11 protein-coding genes and 11 pseudogenes are annotated in these 18,388 nt (G+C 61.6%); 4 read left to right on the forward strand and 18 right to left on the reverse strand.

The annotated features are described in order from the left end of the window. Window positions 1-472: 472 nt before the first annotated feature. Window positions 473-679: pseudogene (locus QA643_RS28180) on the reverse strand (transposase); the annotation flags it as partial. A gap of 261 nt (window positions 680-940) precedes the next feature. Here QA643_RS28180 and QA643_RS28185 point away from each other — a divergent pair. Beyond that, window positions 941-2,158, forward strand: a complete 1,218-nt coding sequence (locus QA643_RS28185; protein WP_283034959.1) for an IS110 family transposase — start codon at window positions 941-943, stop codon at window positions 2,156-2,158. 322 nt (window positions 2,159-2,480) lie between these two features. On the opposite strand, the pseudogene QA643_RS28190 reads toward QA643_RS28185, so the two are convergent. Continuing rightward, a pseudogene (locus tag QA643_RS28190) lies at window positions 2,481-2,738 on the reverse strand (transposase); the annotation flags it as partial. Between the two features lie 74 nt (window positions 2,739-2,812). On the opposite strand from QA643_RS28190, the pseudogene QA643_RS28195 reads away from it, so the two are divergent. Next, window positions 2,813-4,107: pseudogene (locus QA643_RS28195) on the forward strand (IS1182 family transposase); the annotation flags it as partial. 143 nt (window positions 4,108-4,250) lie between these two features. Here QA643_RS28195 and QA643_RS28200 read toward each other — a convergent pair. Continuing rightward, window positions 4,251-5,035, reverse strand: a pseudogene (locus QA643_RS28200) (IS256 family transposase); the annotation flags it as partial. Between the two features lie 295 nt (window positions 5,036-5,330). Between QA643_RS28200 and QA643_RS28205 the strand changes: the two are divergent. Then, a pseudogene (locus QA643_RS28205) lies at window positions 5,331-5,461 on the forward strand (IS701 family transposase); the annotation flags it as partial. Here QA643_RS28205 and QA643_RS28210 read toward each other — a convergent pair. From QA643_RS28210 to QA643_RS28280, 15 genes and pseudogenes are all read right to left on the reverse strand, one after another. Next, window positions 5,461-5,980, reverse strand: a pseudogene (locus QA643_RS28210) (IS630 family transposase); the annotation flags it as partial. The pseudogenes QA643_RS28205 and QA643_RS28210 sit on opposite strands and share 1 nt — an antisense overlap. A gap of 118 nt (window positions 5,981-6,098) precedes the next feature. Beyond that, window positions 6,099-7,444, reverse strand: a pseudogene (locus tag QA643_RS28215) (IS701 family transposase). 374 nt (window positions 7,445-7,818) lie between these two features. Further along, window positions 7,819-8,808, reverse strand: a pseudogene (locus tag QA643_RS28220) (IS91 family transposase); the annotation flags it as partial. A gap of 104 nt (window positions 8,809-8,912) precedes the next feature. Next, on the reverse strand, window positions 8,913-10,382 hold the full coding sequence (locus tag QA643_RS28225) for a tyrosine-type recombinase/integrase (RefSeq protein ID WP_283028969.1): 1,470 nt from the start codon (window positions 10,380-10,382) through the stop codon (window positions 8,913-8,915). Next, window positions 10,382-10,612, reverse strand: coding sequence for a tyrosine-type recombinase/integrase (locus tag QA643_RS28230; RefSeq protein WP_283028970.1), 231 nt, complete (start codon window positions 10,610-10,612; stop codon window positions 10,382-10,384). Before QA643_RS28230 ends, QA643_RS28225 begins: the two co-directional genes overlap by 1 nt. Beyond that, on the reverse strand, window positions 10,597-11,160 hold the full coding sequence (locus QA643_RS28235) for a tyrosine-type recombinase/integrase (RefSeq protein WP_283028971.1): 564 nt from the start codon (window positions 11,158-11,160) through the stop codon (window positions 10,597-10,599). The genes QA643_RS28230 and QA643_RS28235 overlap by 16 nt, the downstream gene beginning before the upstream one ends. Continuing rightward, window positions 11,160-11,618, reverse strand: coding sequence for a hypothetical protein (locus QA643_RS28240; protein WP_283035106.1), 459 nt, complete (start codon window positions 11,616-11,618; stop codon window positions 11,160-11,162). Before QA643_RS28240 ends, QA643_RS28235 begins: the two co-directional genes overlap by 1 nt. 146 nt (window positions 11,619-11,764) lie before the next feature. Next, a pseudogene (locus tag QA643_RS28245) lies at window positions 11,765-11,959 on the reverse strand (transposase zinc-binding domain-containing protein); the annotation flags it as partial. Between the two features lie 9 nt (window positions 11,960-11,968). Continuing rightward, window positions 11,969-12,828: pseudogene (locus QA643_RS28250) on the reverse strand (site-specific integrase). A gap of 168 nt (window positions 12,829-12,996) precedes the next feature. Further along, the gene (locus QA643_RS28255; protein WP_283028972.1) at window positions 12,997-13,344 is read right to left on the reverse strand and encodes a YscO family type III secretion system apparatus protein; all 348 of its coding nucleotides are present in this window, start codon (window positions 13,342-13,344) and stop codon (window positions 12,997-12,999) included. 71 nt (window positions 13,345-13,415) lie between these two features. Next, entirely contained in the window at window positions 13,416-14,792 is a 1,377-nt protein-coding gene (gene sctN, locus QA643_RS28260; RefSeq protein WP_283028973.1) for a type III secretion system ATPase SctN, read from the reverse strand. Continuing rightward, a complete protein-coding gene (locus QA643_RS28265; protein ID WP_283028974.1) occupies window positions 14,789-15,418 on the reverse strand; it encodes a FliH/SctL family protein in 630 nt (209 codons plus the stop codon). The genes sctN and QA643_RS28265 overlap by 4 nt, the downstream gene beginning before the upstream one ends. Then, window positions 15,397-16,119 (reverse strand): hypothetical protein, encoded by a 723-nt coding sequence (locus QA643_RS28270; protein ID WP_283028975.1) that lies wholly within the window; start codon window positions 16,117-16,119, stop codon window positions 15,397-15,399. The genes QA643_RS28265 and QA643_RS28270 overlap by 22 nt, the downstream gene beginning before the upstream one ends. Continuing rightward, window positions 16,119-16,853 (reverse strand): type III secretion inner membrane ring lipoprotein SctJ, encoded by a 735-nt coding sequence (sctJ, locus tag QA643_RS28275; RefSeq protein WP_283028976.1) that lies wholly within the window; start codon window positions 16,851-16,853, stop codon window positions 16,119-16,121. Before sctJ ends, QA643_RS28270 begins: the two co-directional genes overlap by 1 nt. A 45-nt stretch (window positions 16,854-16,898) precedes the next feature. After that, on the reverse strand, window positions 16,899-17,327 hold the full coding sequence (locus tag QA643_RS28280; RefSeq protein WP_283028977.1) for an EscI/YscI/HrpB family type III secretion system inner rod protein: 429 nt from the start codon (window positions 17,325-17,327) through the stop codon (window positions 16,899-16,901). Window positions 17,328-18,060: 733 nt separating this feature from the next. Between QA643_RS28280 and QA643_RS28285 the strand changes: the two are divergent. Further along, window positions 18,061-18,364, forward strand: a pseudogene (locus tag QA643_RS28285) (ATP-binding protein); the annotation flags it as partial. Window positions 18,365-18,388 lie beyond the last annotated feature (24 nt).

An 18,388-nucleotide genomic window follows, 5' to 3' on the forward strand; every position in this document is an offset into this window, starting at 1 on the left:
GCTCGAACGGAAGACCCGCCGCGATCGTCTGCGGAGGAAGCTTCAGGATATCAAGGAAGAGCTGCGGCGTCGGACGCACCAACCGATCCTCGTCCAGGGTGCATGGCTGAGACAGGTCGTCAACGGCCACTTCGCCTACTACGCGGTTCCAACAAATTGGCGGGCGCTCTCAGGTTTCCGCTACGATGTGACCGATCTCTGGCGTCGAACGCTTCGGCGGCGAAGCCAACGAGACGGCTTCACGTGGGAATGTCAGATATTTTGTGTAAGAGGCCTCTGTGAAGGTTGAATCGCAGTCGTTTCTTGCATCAGCCGGACATTGCCATCGATCTGATGGTGGCTAACAATGGCCGGGCAGCAAGCTCTGTCAAGGCCGCAGCCGCCGCAGGCGGGGGCCGCAGGTCCGCCTTTACAGAGCTTGCTGATCGGCCAAACTCGTGCCGCCGGATGAGACGGCTGATCGACACTTTGGTCATCGCGCTGATCCCGGAAAACGCGAGCCGAACTGAATGGCGAACTGACCCATGGCGGCAGTCCACTCGACGCCTCGCCGCCACCTCAATCCGGCGTTCTTGATGGCGAGATAAAGCAGCTTCAACGCCGCGTCGTCGTTGGGAAAGCTGCCGCGGGTCTTGATGATCTTGCGCAAGCTACGGTGCAGCGCCTCGACCGCGTTGGTAACCGGTATGAGATGTCTCGGTGCCAACGTTCCGCTGCGGTATTCTACATCGTAGCGTATGGTGCGACCATCGGGACAGAGGCACCGGGAGCACGATGTGCGGGCAGGCCGATACATACGATGAGCCGAGAGCTCGAGTTAGTAGCTGGCCGCCTCTGCGACTCGCCCGGTTGCGCCGAGAGCGCGAATCCGTAGTTGTCGTGTCGCCCGCAGCTCCCGTCATGTATCTGGCAGGAGGTGCGAATGCGACGGATAATTGGCATTGATGTCCACCGAACCTTCGGGGAGGTGGTGTTTTGGGAGGACGGCAGGCTCCGACATGCGGGCCGCATTGATATGACGCGGACTGCGTTGGAGGGATTTGGCAAGACCCTGCTGGCCAGTGATGAGGTGGTGGTCGAAGCGACCGCCAACAGCATGGCGGCCTCGCGAGTGCTGGCGCCGTTCGTGGCACGGGTGATTATCGCCAATCCGCTGCAGGTGAAGGCGATCGCCCAGGCTCACGTCAAGACCGACAAGATCGATGCCGGCACGCTCGCCAGTCTGCAGGCGGCCGGGTACCTGCCGCAGATCTGGACGCCTGATGCGGAGACCGAACGCAAGCGTCGGCTGGTGGCGCGGCGCTACCAGGTCGTGCGGCACCGTACGCGGCTCAAGAACGAGGTGCATTCGATCCTGCACGCACACCTGATCCCGAAGTGCCCGCACGCCGATCTGTTCAATGCTCGCGGCCGGGCGTGGTTGGCCGCTCAGCAGCTGCCAGACGATGAGCGCGCGGCGATCGATCGGCACGTCCGTGAGCTTGACCGGCTGGCGGAAGACCTGGCCCTGCTCGACCGCGAGATCGCGCAGAACGCCATAGACGATTCCGCGGTCAACCGATTGATGACGATCACCGGCGTGAATCTGGCGGTCGCCGCCGGCATCGTGGCGGCGATCGGCAACATCAGCCGGTTCAACAGCCCGCAGAAGCTGGTGAGTTATTTTGGGCTGAATCCGCGGGTGCGGCAGTCCGGGCTGGGAGCCGCCCACCACGGCCGCATCAGCAAGATCGGCCGCAGTCATGCGCGTGCCATGCTGGTCGAGGCGGCTTGGGCCGCGGCCAAGGCGCCCGGTCCACTGCATGCGTTTTTCGTCCGCATCCGCGCCCGGCGCGGTCATCAGATCGCCGCGGTGGCCGTGGCTCGCAAGCTCACTGTGCTTTGCTGGCATTTGTTGACGAAGGGCGAGGATTACCTGTGGGCGGGCCCATCGCTGGTCGCCAACAAGACCCGCGCGATGCAGCTTCAAGCCGGACATCCACAACAGAAAGGCAGCCGGCGCGGGCCAGCCTATGCCTACAATATCAAGGCGCTACGCGACCGCGAGATGTTGATTGCCGCCCAGGCCGAGCAAAGCTACGAGCGCTTGGTGACGCAATGGAAGCCACGGCGGCCAAAAACCGGCGCGCGGGCGCCTCAGCTTGGCAGGACAAAATAGGGCAGCCTGGTGGCGCTTGCAGCCGATGCGCCACGCTTCGCCACGAGGTCGCCCGCGCCTGACAACCATAATCGCGGCTGACGGCAAGGTCTAGCCAGGCCAGGAACGCAGTCCCGTTCCACGCCAGTGTGCCGTCGTGCTCGGGCCGGTCAAGGCCAAGCCATACGGTGGCCGCAAATGCGGCCAGCCTTGACCGCCCCTGCGCGCGTCGGCTGCGAGATCGGTGGCCGGGACGGAAGAATGGACCCGCGGCGCGACCGAACAAAAGAATGGACGTACGGCGATCTCCGCAATCGTTGCTTCGGCCATGAAGAAATCGCTTGTCCATCTCATCCGTGGTGTAGATCATCTTGCGGACGCCAGGAGCGAACGCGAAGAACGGCACGACCTGTTCCCAGGCGCGGCGCCAAGCCTGGCCGATCGCCGGATAGCGCTTGCCCCATTCGTCCTCGAACTCCTCGAGCCGGACCAGCGCCATATCGGCATTCTCGGCCCGGTAGATTGCCTTGATGGCAGGCAGGATCGCCTTGCGATCCTTCCAGGCTACAAACGCCAGGCTGTTGCGGATCAGGTGCACGATGGGGTTGTTGAAGAAGTCTGCAGACGTTGATTCACTGGTCCCGCCGGTTCTCTTTGATTCGCGAGGTGGGCAGGATGCTAGGCCGGAAAGAGCGCGATCAGCTGGAGCTGTTCATCACTGGTTCGTTGCGACAGCTCGTTCCAGACGACCACATCCTCGCTCGTGTCGATCGCGTGTTGGACCTCTCGTGGCTGCGTGACGAGGTCACCGATCTCTACTGCACAGATACCGGACGCCCGGGGATCGACCCCGAAGTGGCTGTTCGGCTCATGGTTGCCGGCTTTCTGCTGGGAATCATCCATGACCGACGGCTGCTACGCGAGGCGCAGGTCAATCTCGCGATCCGTTGGTTCGTCGGCTACGGTTTGCACGAGGTGCTACCCGACCACTCGTCGCTGACGCGCATTCGCCAGCGCTGGGGTGCCGAGCGCTTTCGCAACATCTTCAAACGCACCGTGAAGGCGTGCATAGCAGCCAAGATTGTGGCCGGCGAGATCATCCATATCGATGCATCGCTGATCCGTGCGAATGTGAGCTGGGACGCTTTGGCCGTACGCCATGTTGCCGACGTAGAGGCGGCGAATCCATCCGAGTTCGGATGGGAAGACCGTCAGAGCGGCAAATACAAAAAGATCTGCACGACCGACCCCGATGCGACTATGGCGACGAACGGTCGTAACCGTCATCTCGAACCCTCCTATAAACAACATACGGCTGTCGATGATCTGAAGGGCGTCGTTGTCGACGTCGAGGTGACGACCGGCGAACAGAACGAAGGCATGGCCCTAGAAGCTCAGCTCGATGCCATCGCCTTGACAACCGGTGTCGCTATTAAGACGGCGACCATGGATGCAGGCTACGCCTATGCTAAGGTTTTCCGGGCGTTGGAGGACCGCCAGATCGATGCCGTTGTACCAGCCAAGGCCGAACGGCAACCTGGCAAGGTCATACCGACGCGGCGCTTGAGGCTCGATGCCAAGCACAACCTGGTGCGCTGTCCAACCGGCAAGATCCTGCGGCCCAAAGGCAAGCTGCAACGGGGCTCTTTCCAACACTTCCATGCGAGTGGCAAAGACTGTTCGGCCTGTCCCCTGCGGCCGCATTGCGTGAGCCCCTCCCGCCACGCTCGTGTGGTCGTGTTCAATGTCAACCACCCGTCGTTACTGAGAGAGCGCGGCGCAAGAGGCTCAGATGGGGGGAGCATGAACGCCATCTCTATCGGCGTCATCGTTGGCGGGTCGAGGGCGTCCATGGCGAAGCCAAGACTTGGCACGGTCTCCGTCGCGCCATACGCCGTGGCAGAGACAACATGCGTATCCAGGCTTTCCTGACCGCCGCTGCTATCAATCTGAAGCGGTTGGCCGCAGCCGCTTTAGCCATTTTGCTCGTGTTCGCTCCTCACGTTAACGATCGGCCGTTTAAGGATCGCCTCGACCTGAGGCCTCCCAACGGCGCGACTGTCATCTTGCAAGAACGCGAGTCAATCGAAGATACGGGCTTCTTCAACGACCCCACGATGCAGGTCTGTACCACGGTCTGCGGATAGACCGAGGCGATTGCCTCGGGAAAGCCCTTGAGTCCATCGACCACCGCGATCAGGATATCGTTGACGCCGCGCGTCTTCAGGTCGTTGATGACCTTGAGCCAGAATTTGGCGCCTTCGGTCTGCTCGATCCACAGGCCCAGAACCTCCTTCTCGCCGTCCGGATTGAGCGCCAGCGCGACATAGACGGCCTTGTTCTTGACCATGCCTTCATCGCGAATCTTGACCCGCAGCGCGTCGAAAAACACCACCGGATAGACCGGGTCGAGCGGACGGGTTTGCCATTCCCGGACTTCGTCGAGAACCGCGTCGGTCACCCGGCTGATCAAATCCGGCGAGACCTCGGCCCCATAAAGTTCGGATAGATGCCCCTGGATCTCGCGCACCGTCATGCCGCGCGCGTAGAGGCTCAGGATTTTGTCGTCGAAGCCGTCGAAACGGGTCTGGCCCTTGGCGATCAATAGCGGCTCAAAGCTGCCGGCCCGGTCGCGTGGCACGGCTATGTCGATCTCGCCGTCCTCGGTCAGGATTGTCTTCGCGCTGGTCCCGTTACGGCTGTTGCCGCTGCCGCGGCCGGCCGGGTCCCCTTCTCGTAGCCAAGATGATCGCTCAGCTCCGCACCAAGCGCCCGTTCAATCAGCGCCTTCTTCAGCTGCTTGAAAAGCCCGTCCGCACCTGTGAGATCTTCAGGCTTCTCATAGTTAGCAAGCAGTTGATCCAGTAGTTCAGGTGTAATCGTCGTGTCGGTCGTCATGTGAGTCTCCTCGGTAAGGTAAACTCACAGAAACCTGGCTTACACATTCTTTCTGACACCCTCCTTCACGTGGGACCGCATGACGAAGTTGGCGGAGGAATGGCTCCCTCGACCCTGTATCCTTCATCCCTGGCCACAACAGCGCTTCGCCGTCACATACTCCACGTAAGAGCCGGATGCCTTAATTGGGCTCGTCCGGATCCGTGCGGGGGGCGCTCAGCAATGAGCGTCCCTACCGCGAACATCTTCCTGAAAGTTCTGAATCCGTGGGCGGCCATGATTCGGGATCTGATGATTGGTAGGTGCGTCGGTTGAAGATACGCTGACGCTGTGGGCTTCGTCGGAGAGGCCAAGCAACGCATCCGTCCGCTGTTTACGCAGGAGCGGGTCGCGGCCTCGGCGGGGCAGTTTCTCGATGGACTGTTGTCCACGCACAAGACGACGGCCCGCTGGGGTGGAGAGACGTAGAGGCCAACGACGTCGCGCACCTTGGCTACAAAATCCGGGTCGGTCGAGAGCTTGAATGTCTCCATCCGATGAGGCTGCAACCCGAACGCTCGCCAGATGCGCTGCACGCTTCATACCGACAGTCCGCTTTCCTTGGCCATGCCGCGCGAGCTCCAATGGGTCGCATCCTTCGTAAGGCTTTCCAGGGTTTTTGGTGGCTTCGATGCGTGCATCATCGATCGTCCGAGGCGCCCCGCTCCTTGGCTCGTCACGCAGGCCATCCATGCGGTCCCGCACAAAGCGGCGACGCCACTTGCCAACCGTCATCTCGACCACACCGAGCTTCGCCGCCACGTCCTTGTTCTGGTGGCCTTCCGCGCAGGTCAGGACAATCCGGGCTCTTAAAGCCAGCGCTTGGGCCGTCTTGCGACCGCCTGCCAACGCCGTCAGCTCAGCTCGCTCCTCGTCGTTTAGGATCAGGGGTGCCAATCGCGCCATCGAATGCTCCATCGCTCTGCCACGAACAACAATGGCACAGCGATGCGACTCTGATGCGAATCTAATGATGCGAACTTGTGATCACTACTTTGGCAGAATCTGTTTGCGCCATTGGTTTTCAAGGATTTGTTTTCGGCAGTATGGACGCTGTGGAGGCGGTGGCCGAAGGATGAGATTGACGATGGCGTGACGTATGGCGGGCATGGTTGGTTGAGGCGGCGGCCCGTTCATTCTTTTTTTCCGCCCCGGGTATGCGAGGCGACGATGTTGCAGGAAGGCGTAGGCAGTCATTGTCATCAGGGCGTGGCGATGAAGACCTTGCCATGATCGTCCTTCGAAGTGATCAAGTCCAAGCTCCTCCTTTAACTGCTGATGCGCCTGCTCACAAATCCACCGTGCCTTGATGGTGGCGGCCAGCGTGCGCAGATCGATCGCCGCCGGAAGATTGGCGAGATAGTATTTCTTCTCCCGGAGGCACGTTGCTCGCCAATGAGCCAGGCTTCATCGCCTGGCAGATGCTGCTGACCTTTATCCCATATCCGCTGCGGAGGGCCGTCGGCGGTCCGGACACGGAGAGCGGCAAATTGGGCTTTGAGCCGACCTTTCGTCCCGCTACGCCAACTCACAGTTTTCCATTTTGCGCTGGCCAGCATTTGTTCTGCCGCAATCGATAAGATATCGGGCACGTGATGCTTTCGTAGTTTCCCGCGGACTTTGGTATTCGGCCAAATGAGCTTCACATCGACCGGATACACTTTCAGGTGCCGAGGGATGCCGATAGCCCAGGCCAGCCGGCGTGCCGTGAGCCCTTGTCGAAACGGTGCGCTGAAGCCGTATCCGGCATCCGTCAGCACACATCCAAAGCGCACGTTTGCCTGCCATCGCGCGGTCAATCTCGGCCAAAGCAATCTCCGGCTTGGACCGTGGCGTTCGGTGTTCGACTGGCACCCGAGCACGCTTCAAACGAGACATGTCGCTTGTCCAACTGTCAGGCAGAAAGAGACGTAACCGACCATCACTGGCACTTCGCGGCGCGCAAGGGTTGAAGACACCAGCGTTTGGCAATTTGCCGTTTACCGAGAGCCGATGCGTATTGAGCCGCAACACCGACCGAGCGCTCACATTTCTTCGGCAGTGAGGTGTCGTCAATAACCAGCACCGCATCCTTGCCGTCCACAAGTCGGTCCGCCTGGTTGAGCAGCTCTGTCTCAGCGGCGTCGCGTCCCAGACACCGTCCGCAATCAAATGGTGCAGCTGGTCGTAGTTGCTCGTGGCGAGGCGCTCCGCCATCGGCTGAACGCGCTTGCGATCGCCAGGACCGATCAATCCCGCAACATACAGCGGACACATCCGCTGCCGGGTCTTATGATCCAGCCCGTCCAAGAACGGCAACAGCCAGGGTTGGAGCTCGACTTCCCATTCCGCCATGGTCAGCCCTCCGAGAGCCGACCACCCATGAATCATCGAAAAATCGATTTGGGAATCTTGAGGGTTCTGTGAGGTCGCGTGGCAGGCGCGAGCCGCGCGCTCTGTCGTGCGTGCGACCTCATAGAAGCTGGATTGAACGAAGCTGCGGAGTTGTGGGCGCTATGGGAATAGTGCAGCGGGTGCGGCTGCTGGGAAGGCGCGCCTGTGGTCGCCGTGCGTCGGCGAGACATTCATCGGATGTAAGCAGCCCCATTGATCAGGCCAAGGGCGCGATCCAGGGAGGGATTTGCTGCGTTGGGAGGCGTGGCCGGACGATTGGCGGGGTGTTCGGCGACGAACGCGGCCACGGCAACCTCGGACGTTGCCACCGCGAAGGTGATCACAGAAGGGGTGGATGGTGCAGGCGCTGGTCATGACGTATCACAACGAAACGGCTGGTCGCGCGCGCAGGCTCGCGGGACGACATCGACGCGCCGCATGGTGCCGCCACAATGTGGGCAGACGGGGATCTCGCATTTGACGAGGGGATCGCCGCCGGCTTCTCGCTCGGTCGGCGCGTTGCGGACAGCAAGGAGTTGACGGCAGAGGGCGATTTTATCGTTACGTCCGCCATTGGCGAGGAAGCCATAGTGGCGGATGCGGTGGAAGCCATCCGGCAGCGTGTGCAGGAGAAAGCGACGCATGAACTCGTCGGCATCAAGCGTCATGACTTTGGTTTTGCGGTTCTGCCGATAGTCCTTCCAGAAAAAGCTCACCTTGCCATCGGCGAGCGAGATCAGCCGACTGTTGGCGATGGCGACGCGATGCGTATAGCGGCCGAGATAAGCCAGCACCTGTTCGGGCCCGCCGAATGGCGGCTTGGCATAGACGACCCAGTCGGTCCGTCGGAGCTGAGCGAGGCGCGCGGCGAATGCGGCGGGATCGGCGAGGTGCGCGAGATCGCCAAAGAAGCCCAACTGGCCAGCCGCGAAGGCAGCTTGCAGCTCTTGCAGAAACAGGCGGCGGAACAGCCGGGAGAGGACGCGCACTGGCAGGAAGAAGCCGGGCCGGCAAGCGACCCAGCGCGTGCCGTCGAGCGAGGGTCCACCGCCGGGCACGACGCAGTGGATGTGCGGATGGTGTTGCAGGGTCTGGCCCCAGGTATGGAGGACGGCGGTCACGCCGAGCTGAGCGCCGAGATGCTTGGGGTCGGCCGCGATGGTGGCGAGCGGCTCGGCCGCGCAGCGGAACAGGATGGCATAGACGACGGCCTTGTTCTGGAAGGCGATCTCTCTGGCGGGGGCCGGCATGGTGAAGACGACGTGGAAATACGGTACGGGAAGGAGTTCGGCTTGCCGTTCGGCGAGCCATTGCGCGCGCGCCGCGCCCTGGCACTTCGGACTGTGCCGATTGCGACAGCTAATGGGCGGCGCCCATTACCTGCCTTATGGGCAAAGCCGGTAATAGGGAGTTGGCGGCAATTTGATCGCGCTCCTGCACCAATCACCGCCAACGCCGCTCTCCATTACGAGATACGCCTCAGGAGTTCGATCAGCTGGTCGGTGGGCTGGAAGACGCCGCGCCGCAGGTGGGGCGGCACGATCGCCTCCATCGCATCGAGCTTCTCGGTCGGATCGCCGCGCGTGTAGACCTCGGTGGTCGTCAGCGTAGCGTGGCCCAGCCACAGCGACACCTTCCGGATGTCCGCGGTCGCTTGCAGGACGACCATCGCGCAGGTGTGCCTGAGCACGTGGGGCGAGACGCGTTTCCTGGCGAGACCGGGCTGCTTGCGAGCCGCAGTCGCGGCGTGCTGCCTGAGCAGATAGGCACCGCCCCATCGGCTCAGCGGCTCACCGCGGGCGTTGACGAACACCTCGGGTGCCGCGACCTGCCCGCGGATGGCCAGCCACGCGCGCAGTGCAGTGACCGCCGGCTTCAATAATGGCAGCGTCCGCTCCCGCCGTCCCTTGCCGAGCACGCGGATGCTCATCGAAGGCAGGTCGATGTCATCGACCTTGAGGCCCGTCAGCTTGGAGACGCGCAGCCCTGCGCAGCTGGCCACGTGCAGCATTGCGCGATCACGGATGCCATCGCGTGTCGCCGGATCGGGAGCGTCGAGCACGGCTTGGAGCTCTTCGCGCAAAAGGTGGGGCACCAGGCGCGTGTCAGTTTTCTTGAACGGGATCGCCAGTACACGGCGGATCTGGTCGAGCGCTGCCGGCTGCCGGTACTCGAGGAAGCGAAAGAACGACTTGATCGCCGCCAGGCGAACGTTGCGCGTCACGGCCGCGTTTTTGCGCTCGTCCTCGAGATGCTCGAGGAAGGCGCTGACGAGCGCGGCGGCATCGATCTGCTCGAGCTTCAGCGCCGATGGTCTGACCTTGAGCCGGTCGGCGGCGAACACGAACAGCAGCTGATCTTCGTCTGAGCCGGGCCCGCGACGTGCCAGATATCGTTGCAAGCCGGCGGCCGTCGTGTCGTGCAGCGGCATCAGTCGCGTCTTGCGGAACTTGGTCTCGCGGATCAACAGACCCTCGCGGGTCAAGTCCGCGATCGTCAGCTTCAGCGCTTCGGAGATCCTGAGGCCGGTGGATGAGAGCAGCGCTATCAAGGTCGCTTGCGTGTGCGGGCGCAAGCCGCGCATTGGCCGAAGCCGCAGCGCAGCTTCGACCAGCCGACTGATCTCGTCTGTCGTGTAGATGTGCGGCGTGCGACGCTTCTTACGGGCGCCGAAGTAATTTGCTGGCGGTAGCTCGTGCCCGACGTCCTCCACCCGGACATGGCGTACGAAGCGACAGACGGCTCTTAGCCGTGCATCGCGTTGCGCGACGGATGGTCCGAGCGCGGCCCAGTCGATTGCTGTTTTTGTTGCGACGTACGTTTGTCCGCGCTCGGCCGCGAACGCGGCAAAGCTCTTTAGCAGATACTCCGCGGTCGACATCGCGAAGCCCGTGGTGCGGCGGAGCGCGAGATAGGTCTCGATGGCGTCGCGCATCAGAGTGCCTCCGGCCAGGGCTGAGCAACCTGCTTCAGCAGCGCGACGTCGGCCTTTGCGTAATAGGCCGTCGTGTCGACGCCGCGATGCCGAAGGACGAGGCCGATCTTGTCGAGCGGCACGCCTTGACGCAGCATCTCGGTCGCCGCAGTGTGCCGCAGAACGTGGGCCCCTTTGACCGGCGGCACGATGTCGGCCCGCTTCATGATACGCTTCACCACCGACGACATGGCGTCGCCTCGCCGGAATGGCCGCATGGCGCGATTGTGCGTAGGAACAAGACATCGTTCCGGCGGGTAGACGGCTGGCATTCGAGATAGGCGGCGATCGCATCCCCGACTTCTTGTGGTAGCGGCAGCCGGACTTCGTAGCGCGACTTGCCGCAGACCCGCAGCGATCCCGTTTGCCACTCGATATCGGTGAGACGCAGTTGCGCCACGTCACCGGCCCGCAGGCCGAGGCGCACCAACAAAAGTACGATCGCACGATCACGCCGGCGCGCACCAGCGTCGCCGTCACAGGCAGCGATCAGCCGGTCGACCTGCTCGGTCGATAGATACCGGGGCATGTCGGCAAGCTGCCAATGAGCGTAGGCCGGAACGGCGCCGTCGAGACCTGCCTGACAACGGCCTGCGACTGCGAGATACCGCAGCAAAGCCCGCAGGCTCGTCGTAATCTTCTCGATCGTTCCACGCCCGCTATTGCTCGCCCGCTCCAGTAAGTAACTGCGGATATCCTTCGGCCTCCAGCCGGCCGGATCAGATCGAAGCTCCATCATCAGGCCCGCGGCGTCGCGGGCGTAGAGCCTGATACGGTGGCATCGGATGCGCCGCGATGCTTGCGCAGCCACGTCTTGAAGTCGGCGACCAACAGCTGCGGCTCGGCGGGTGCTGCCGTCACGGCCGCGGACCGGCAAAGGCCGAGCTCGACGAGGTGACGACGAAAGAGCCTGGCACCGTAGATGGTGTGGTGGTTGCGCCGGCCCCCTTTGGCGCGTGGACACCGGCAAGTGCGCAGGTGCTCGCCGAACGCGGCGAGATCAATGTCCGTCAGGCCCGCGCCTTGCTCGGCCATGACATGGCCGATGTGAGCCGCCGCTCGCAAAAAGCGTACCGCTGTGTCGGGGCCATAACCCTGCTGCTCCAGCGCCGCTGCAAACCCGTCAAGGTAAGGCCCGCTCGGCCCACTGCGCAGATGTCCCAGCATCTTCGCTGCCGAGAAGTACGTCTCCAACATGTCCGTCTCCGTATGTGACCGGCCATCAGTGGCCGACCCAACGGGGCCGCACGGGTGACTTGTAATGGAGAGCTCGGGAGCGGCAATACACAGGAAAATACGGTGATCGCGATTGCCAGCTCCCCATTACCGGCTTTGCCCATAAGGCAGGAGTTGTAGGCTATGCGGGTCGCACCGCAGTCGTCGCATTGCTCGACATGGCCACCGAGCACGGCTGTCCGACACGCGGTGATGGCGCCCATCACGCGTCGCTCGACGCGGCCGAGGTGACCGGCACGCGCCTGCCGAAACGCTTCGCCGTGGCGGCGGAAGATATCCGCCACTTCCAGAACCGGAGCCATCAGGTCCGCTCAGCCGGGCGGCACGACCTCCAGGCGAAGCCGGTCAAGCGGACTTGGCGTATTGCTGATGGTCTTTGTGGCGACTTGGGTATAGCGCGCCGTGCTGGCCAGACTGGCATGGCCGAGCAGCACCTGGATGATGCGCACGTCGGCCCCGTTCTCCAGGAGATGGGTCGCGAATGTGTGCCGCAGCGTATGCACTGTCACCGACTTGCTCAAGCCGGCCGCCGCACAGGCTGAACGGCAGGCGGCGTGCAGCACGTTGGGGACGAGCGGACGCTCGTCGTCGCGGCCGGGAAACAGCCATCTTTTTGGCCGAGTGAGCCGCCAATACGTCCGCAGAATCCTCAAAAGCTGCGGCGAGAGCATAACATAACGGTCCTTGCCGCCCTTGCCGTGCTCGACCCGGATCAACATCCGTTGGCTACCAATGTCGACCACCTTCAAGAGGACCACTTCCGATACGCGCAAGGCTGCGGCATAGACGGTGGTCAGTGCGGTACGGCTCTTGAGGCTTGGGATTGCTTCCAGGAAGCGCACGACCTCGTCGGCGCTCAGCACGACCGGCAGTTTGCGCGGTTTACGCGCATAGGCGATGCGCTCCGGAACGGTGTCGTGACCAAGCGTCACACCGTAGAAGAACCGCAGTGCGCAGACGATCTGGTTCAGCGCCGGCCAGGACATCCCCGTTACAACCAGATGAACCTGGAAGGCGCGGATATCTCCAGGTCGAGGCTGTCGGGAGAACGACCGAAATATCGGCTCAACTTCGCTACGGCGTCGAGGTAGGATTGCTGCGTCGCCGGTGACAGATTGCGGACCGTCATGTCCTCGATCATGCGGCGGCGAAGTGGGCTGATCTCAGCCATCGGAAAACCTCCTGTCGAAAGGGTTGGGCTTCGAAAACCCACAATCCTCTCAGACAGGAGGCAATCCTTGCTATGCCTCCCTACATGCCGCGCCAGCGGCTTCGTTCAATCCTAAAAGCGACAAACTCAACAATCTGCCAAAGTAGTGCTCGGCCATTTTTCAGCGGCCTACTCCTCCCCCGCCGTCGAGCTATCAAAGGCCCGCAGCAAGTGTTCGCATTTATCGAATTGCTTATATGCTTCACGCACGGCGTTGTACGCGTCCTCGCAGGCCTGCCGGGCAGGGTCGGCTACCGCCAATGCCTTCTCAATACACCCTTCGAGCAGCTGTTGGTGCTCGTGCAGTGCGATTATCTTCTCCTTCAACCTTACAAGCTCGTTAAGGCTGACAGTTTCTCCGATCAGCGACTGGTATAGTACGCCTTCCAGACGACGACGGTGTTGCTGCCATTTACGAAGGTTTGTCCGAGCGACGTCGACGGCAGCGACAGCGTTGTCGAGAGCTGATTCCCGCACGCGTAAGACATCTCGGGCACGGTAACACCGCAATTTCCTCAGCTCGAGGAGTTGAGATATTGCTTTGGATCTCATGCCAGGCACGCAGCAAGCTCGCGAAGCGTAGAGTCGAAACCGATCTGCTCGGATGTCGGCTGTCGCAGGAAGCTGCGTATATGCTCGATTTTGGCGGTCGCCGCATCGGCGAGTGGATCGGTTTCTTTCTTGTACTCGCCGAAGCGGATCAACGGTTCTATTTCTTGGTACTTAGCCATCAGTTCCCGGAGCGTCCGTGCCAACTGTTTATGCTGCGGGGCCGCGATAACGCTCATAACCCGGCTGACACTCGCCAGAATGTCGATAGCAGGATAGTGATTCGACATCGCCAGGGTGCGTGAGAGCACAATGTGACCATCAAGAATGGAGCGTGTTTCATCCGCGATCGGTTCAGCCATATCATCGCCCTCGACGAGCACGGTATAAAAGGCTGTTATCGATCCGCGATCGTTGTTTCCGGCACGCTCCAGGAGCTGCGGCAGAGCCGCGAGGACTGATGGTGGAAAACCGCGCCGGGTGGCTGGCTCACCCGCCGCCAGACCGATCTCCCTCTGCGCCCGCGCAAAGCGGGTCACCGAATCCATAACAAGCAACACACGCTTACCTTGATCGCGAAACCATTCAGCAATTGCCGTGGCCACATAGGCCGCCTTCACCCGCTCCATGGCGGGACGGTCGGATGTCGCAACGACAAAAACTGAGTTCGGTCCTTGTCCTGCGCGAAAATTGTATTCAACGAACTCCTGCACCTCTCGTCCTCGCTCGCCGACCAGTGCTATCACCGTCAGGTCAACCGCGGCGCCGCGCACCAGCATCGACAGCAGCGTACTCTTGCCGGCGCCCGCCGCGGCAAAAATGCCCGTGCGCTGTCCCTCCCCGCATGTCAAAAGACCGTCGATCGCACGTACGCCGACCGGAAGAACGTTACCTATGTTACGTCGGGTCAAGGGATCCGGTGCATTGCTGTGGACCGGCACGTGCGCTTCCGCAATCAACGGGCCACGAGTAGATGTGTCGAGCGGGCGGCCAAGACCGTCAAGTACCCGACCAAGCAGGTTCCAGCCCGCTGGCACCAGCAGAGGCTTTCTCATCGGAATCACCTCCGTGAGAGTAGAGAGCCCCTGCATTTCCCCAAGCGGCGTCAGAATCGCGACATCGCGTTCAACACCCACAACCTCGGCGGTCAATCGATGGTCCTCTTCAGGATTGCGGAGGGCACACAGTTCACCGATTCGAGCTCCAGGTACCGTCGCACGAATGAGTGTTCCGACGATCTGAAGGATTCGGCCGCGGAAATGCAGTGTTTGCGTCTGCACGATTGCTCCGCTCGCACGCTGAAAGACGCGATCAATGTCTTGCTCCGAAAGGCCAATCGGGGCGAGCGACGGCGGCGAGGGAGCTGGCAGGGTCATCCCGTTACGAAGCCTTCTAGACTGTTGCGCAGGGCGCTTTCAATTGACCTTAATTGGCTCTCGATCGTAGCGTCGACCAGTCCAGCATCGGTCTCGAGGATGCACCCGGCATCTTTGATGCACGGGTCAGAAATTACTTCGACAACAGCGGATGATGTGGCGACCGAGACTATCTCGTCCAGCCGTCTGCGAACTGTTTCAACAAGGGAAGGTGCCACGCGCAGTCGGACGAAGGGGGCATGGCCGACGAACTCAAAACCGCGCAAAGCGAGCTGCACCGTCCCGTCATCCGGTGCGATCGTATCAAGGATCCGACGTGCGATCTGCAGTCCCATGTCGACGATCCGGTCTTTGCTTTGCTCCACGATGCGCAGCGGCTCGATTGCGAGTGCGATCAAACGCTCTTGCATTTTCGCCTGCGCTGCTTGCAGCCCGGCCTCGTTGGCTGCCGTCTCGATCTTGCTTGCGGACTCGCGCGCCGCCTCAACGAGGGCCTCTGCCTCGCGCCGCGCCTGATTGAGCACCTGCTCTGCATCCAGCAGCGCCTGCGCGCTCGCAGCCGGCAGGATTCGTCCTGGACCGAGAATGTTGACGCTCCCCGACGTCAGTTGAACCAGTGCGACCATGTCGGCATCGTTTTGCGGATCAGGCGCCGCATTGCACGAAAGGCATCCTCGCCGACACTGTCGTCGCGGCAAGCGTCCGCAGCCGCCATCCAGATCGACGCAGGACGGCGCAACCGCAGTCGGGCTTGCATTGGTTCCGGAACACCACCCATTGCAAGGCCGAACATCGCCGCTCCGCAGCGAAGCAATGCAGCAGGTTCGGTCGGCAGCTCGGAAGTGCCGACCGCCGACATCAGTTCGACGGTTGGACGCGGCAGCAGCGCGGCCTGAAAAGCGAATGCAAAGGCTTCTTCTCCGAGCAAGCTGCGAGCTACCACAAGGTCGACCTGCCGAACAAGGCCGACGAGACTGGGCATACCTGCCCAGGCCGCGGCAAAGCCAACAAGGCGCACGGCATCCGACGCGGGAAGCAATGCGAGTCGGACTCGGGCGGCATGGCCAGCCGAAATAATAGCAGATGCCGCATCGTTTCGATCGTGAAGCAGCCAGCTTCCAAGCTTGACACGGATGAATGGATCGACCTGCGCGACTCCCAGCGGCAGCCATTCGGGCCAATTTCTAGCCATGGTCTCATCGAGGTCGGCGGCAGGATCGGCTATGCAGCGCATCATCGCTCCCGCCCACGGCGCATCAAGCCACTCATCCAAAATGGCTGCTGACCCTGTCGCGACCATAGCTGCCGCGCCCGTTTCCGTTGACATCATGACCTCGCAATGGTGGTGGCGCGGCCAACTCGCTTCCGCCATAAGAAGTAGGCCAACACTGCACTGCAGATTACCGACCCTATTCCGCCGATGAGTCCGATCAAGAGATTGGACGGGTCGCTACATTCGCTGGCTCGCGTGCCCGCGTCGAGCCGCCGCAGTTCGGTGTTCTGCGGCGCCTCGACAAGCATAACCTCGACCTGATCGTAGACCAAGTTCCTGAAGGTGCTTGCAACCAGGTTCTTGATTTTCGGCACGATCTGATCGATGCCAGCAGCAGCGTTGTGACGGACAAGCACAGCAGCAGCCGAGACGACGGGCGGCATGCCGTCGTATCCCTTATCTGGTTTGTTCCAGCGCACATGGACGCGAGCAGCAACCACACCGTCAATACTTTCGAGCGTCCGCGACAGCTCCTGGCTGGTGCCAACAATAAAACGCACCAGTTCCCCTGTCGGCGACGAGATCATGCCCTCCTGTTTAAAGAGGTCACCAAGGTCGGAAACGCGGTCGCGAGGCAACCCGGCGCTAGCCAATACATCCATGGCGCGGGGCACATCCTTTTCTGAAACCATTAGCGAGGCGCCGCCGCTGTTGTTCGTCGTCCGCTCGGCAGCAACGCAAGACCGCATGAGCAACGCCAGCATTTCGTTGGCCTCACGCTCTGAACGATTGCTATAAAGCTCAATCCTCGACGCGCAGCCCACCGTCGTGAATAACACGAGAAGCATCACCGTCCACCTCAGCACCAATCGCCACTCTCGCACAACTGTCTTTCATTGGCTCTTTAAGAAAGTATCGATAGTTTGCGCAGCCTTTCCAACCACCTTCGTTGCAATATCGTACTGCAGGGTTACCGCTGATAGCGCGAGCTGCGCGTTCAGCCATTCAGCCGAACGGATTTCCCCAGAGCTCGCATGTTGCGCAGCCATGCTCACGACCCTCATGGAATCATTGAAGGCGACGCTCAACTTCTCCATCTCACTGAGGATGCCGTCAGATATGCGAGCATGCCCAGCGCCCCGCAGCTCCTCAGTCAGTTCGCCGCCAGCGATCGCTGGCGGCTCGTCGACTCCCGGCGACAATATCGGACGCTCGAACGCGACGCGAAACGCCTCGACGGAGTCACTCGAGACCTTCGACACCGCCGAAGTTTCCGTAACCAATATGGCCGACATTGGCAGGATGCTATTCACACCGCTCATTAGGTGCACCTCATGCAGTATGAGCCCGAGTATTATTGTCTAACGCTGTAAGGAGCCCCTCGAGCGCAGGATCGCCACGAGGAAGTCGCCTCAGCACCGCATCCCGCTCGGTTAAGCGCCCAGCAAGACCGAGAGCCAGCGCGAGAAACGCCAGGCCATATGCATCATTGGCGCGGGAAAGAGGACGGAGACGCTCGACTGCTGCCTCAACGTCGCCCGCCATCAGATCCGTCAACGCGCAAGCAATGACGCACTCCCGACTGCCTGGGGCGAGCACATCAAGCCCCTTCGCAATCCGCCTCGCCCGCACGGCATCATTCGTGACACAAGCCAAGAAGGTCGCCTCGGCCAGACGCCGGTGACGGGCGCGACTTTCCGGTGTCGCAGGCGCAGGAAAAAGAGACATATATTCCGAATTGCGCTCGCCACTGAAAACCATGCCACACCCACCGATAATCTAGCTCTGTCCAACCGCCCACCCCGCCCGCGGAAAGGTGCGAGATTCTCGACGGGCGGCCCGCTCACTTGCACATCCCGCGGTACTATCGTCACCTAATCCAAAGAGGATGACCATAGCGGCAAGCATTCCGATACGAGGTTGTGCGGATTGGCATACCGCTACCAACAACCTACCTTTACGGCTGTCTAGCTCGCCAACCCGTTCGATGCAAATATACTACAGAAATGGAGTCATACCGACTGCATATGGACGGTTACTGCTTGCGCCAGATGAACCAGTTACCAAAAGCTGCTGCGGCGACTGCGCTACGCCCGTCTGCATCATCAGGCTGCCATTGAACACGTCGATTACCGCGCCGCGCGTGGCCTCGATCGCGGGAAAGCTCGCCGAAAGGCAGCTGGATCGACGCACACAACGATCTGATCATTACCGGTCCAACCGGCGTCGGCAAAGTGGCTCGCCTCGGCCTTGGGCCACAAGGGCTGCCGCGATGACGCACTCCGTCCTCTATCAGAGAGTACCGAAGCTCCTCGGTGATCTTCAATTGGGCCGCGGCGATGGCCGCTATGGTCGGCTCTTCTGCGCCCCGGCCGGCGTCCCG

Origin of the sequence: Bradyrhizobium sp. CB3481, from assembly GCF_029714305.1 — a bacterium.
Classification (GTDB): Bacteria; Pseudomonadota; Alphaproteobacteria; order Rhizobiales; family Xanthobacteraceae; genus Bradyrhizobium.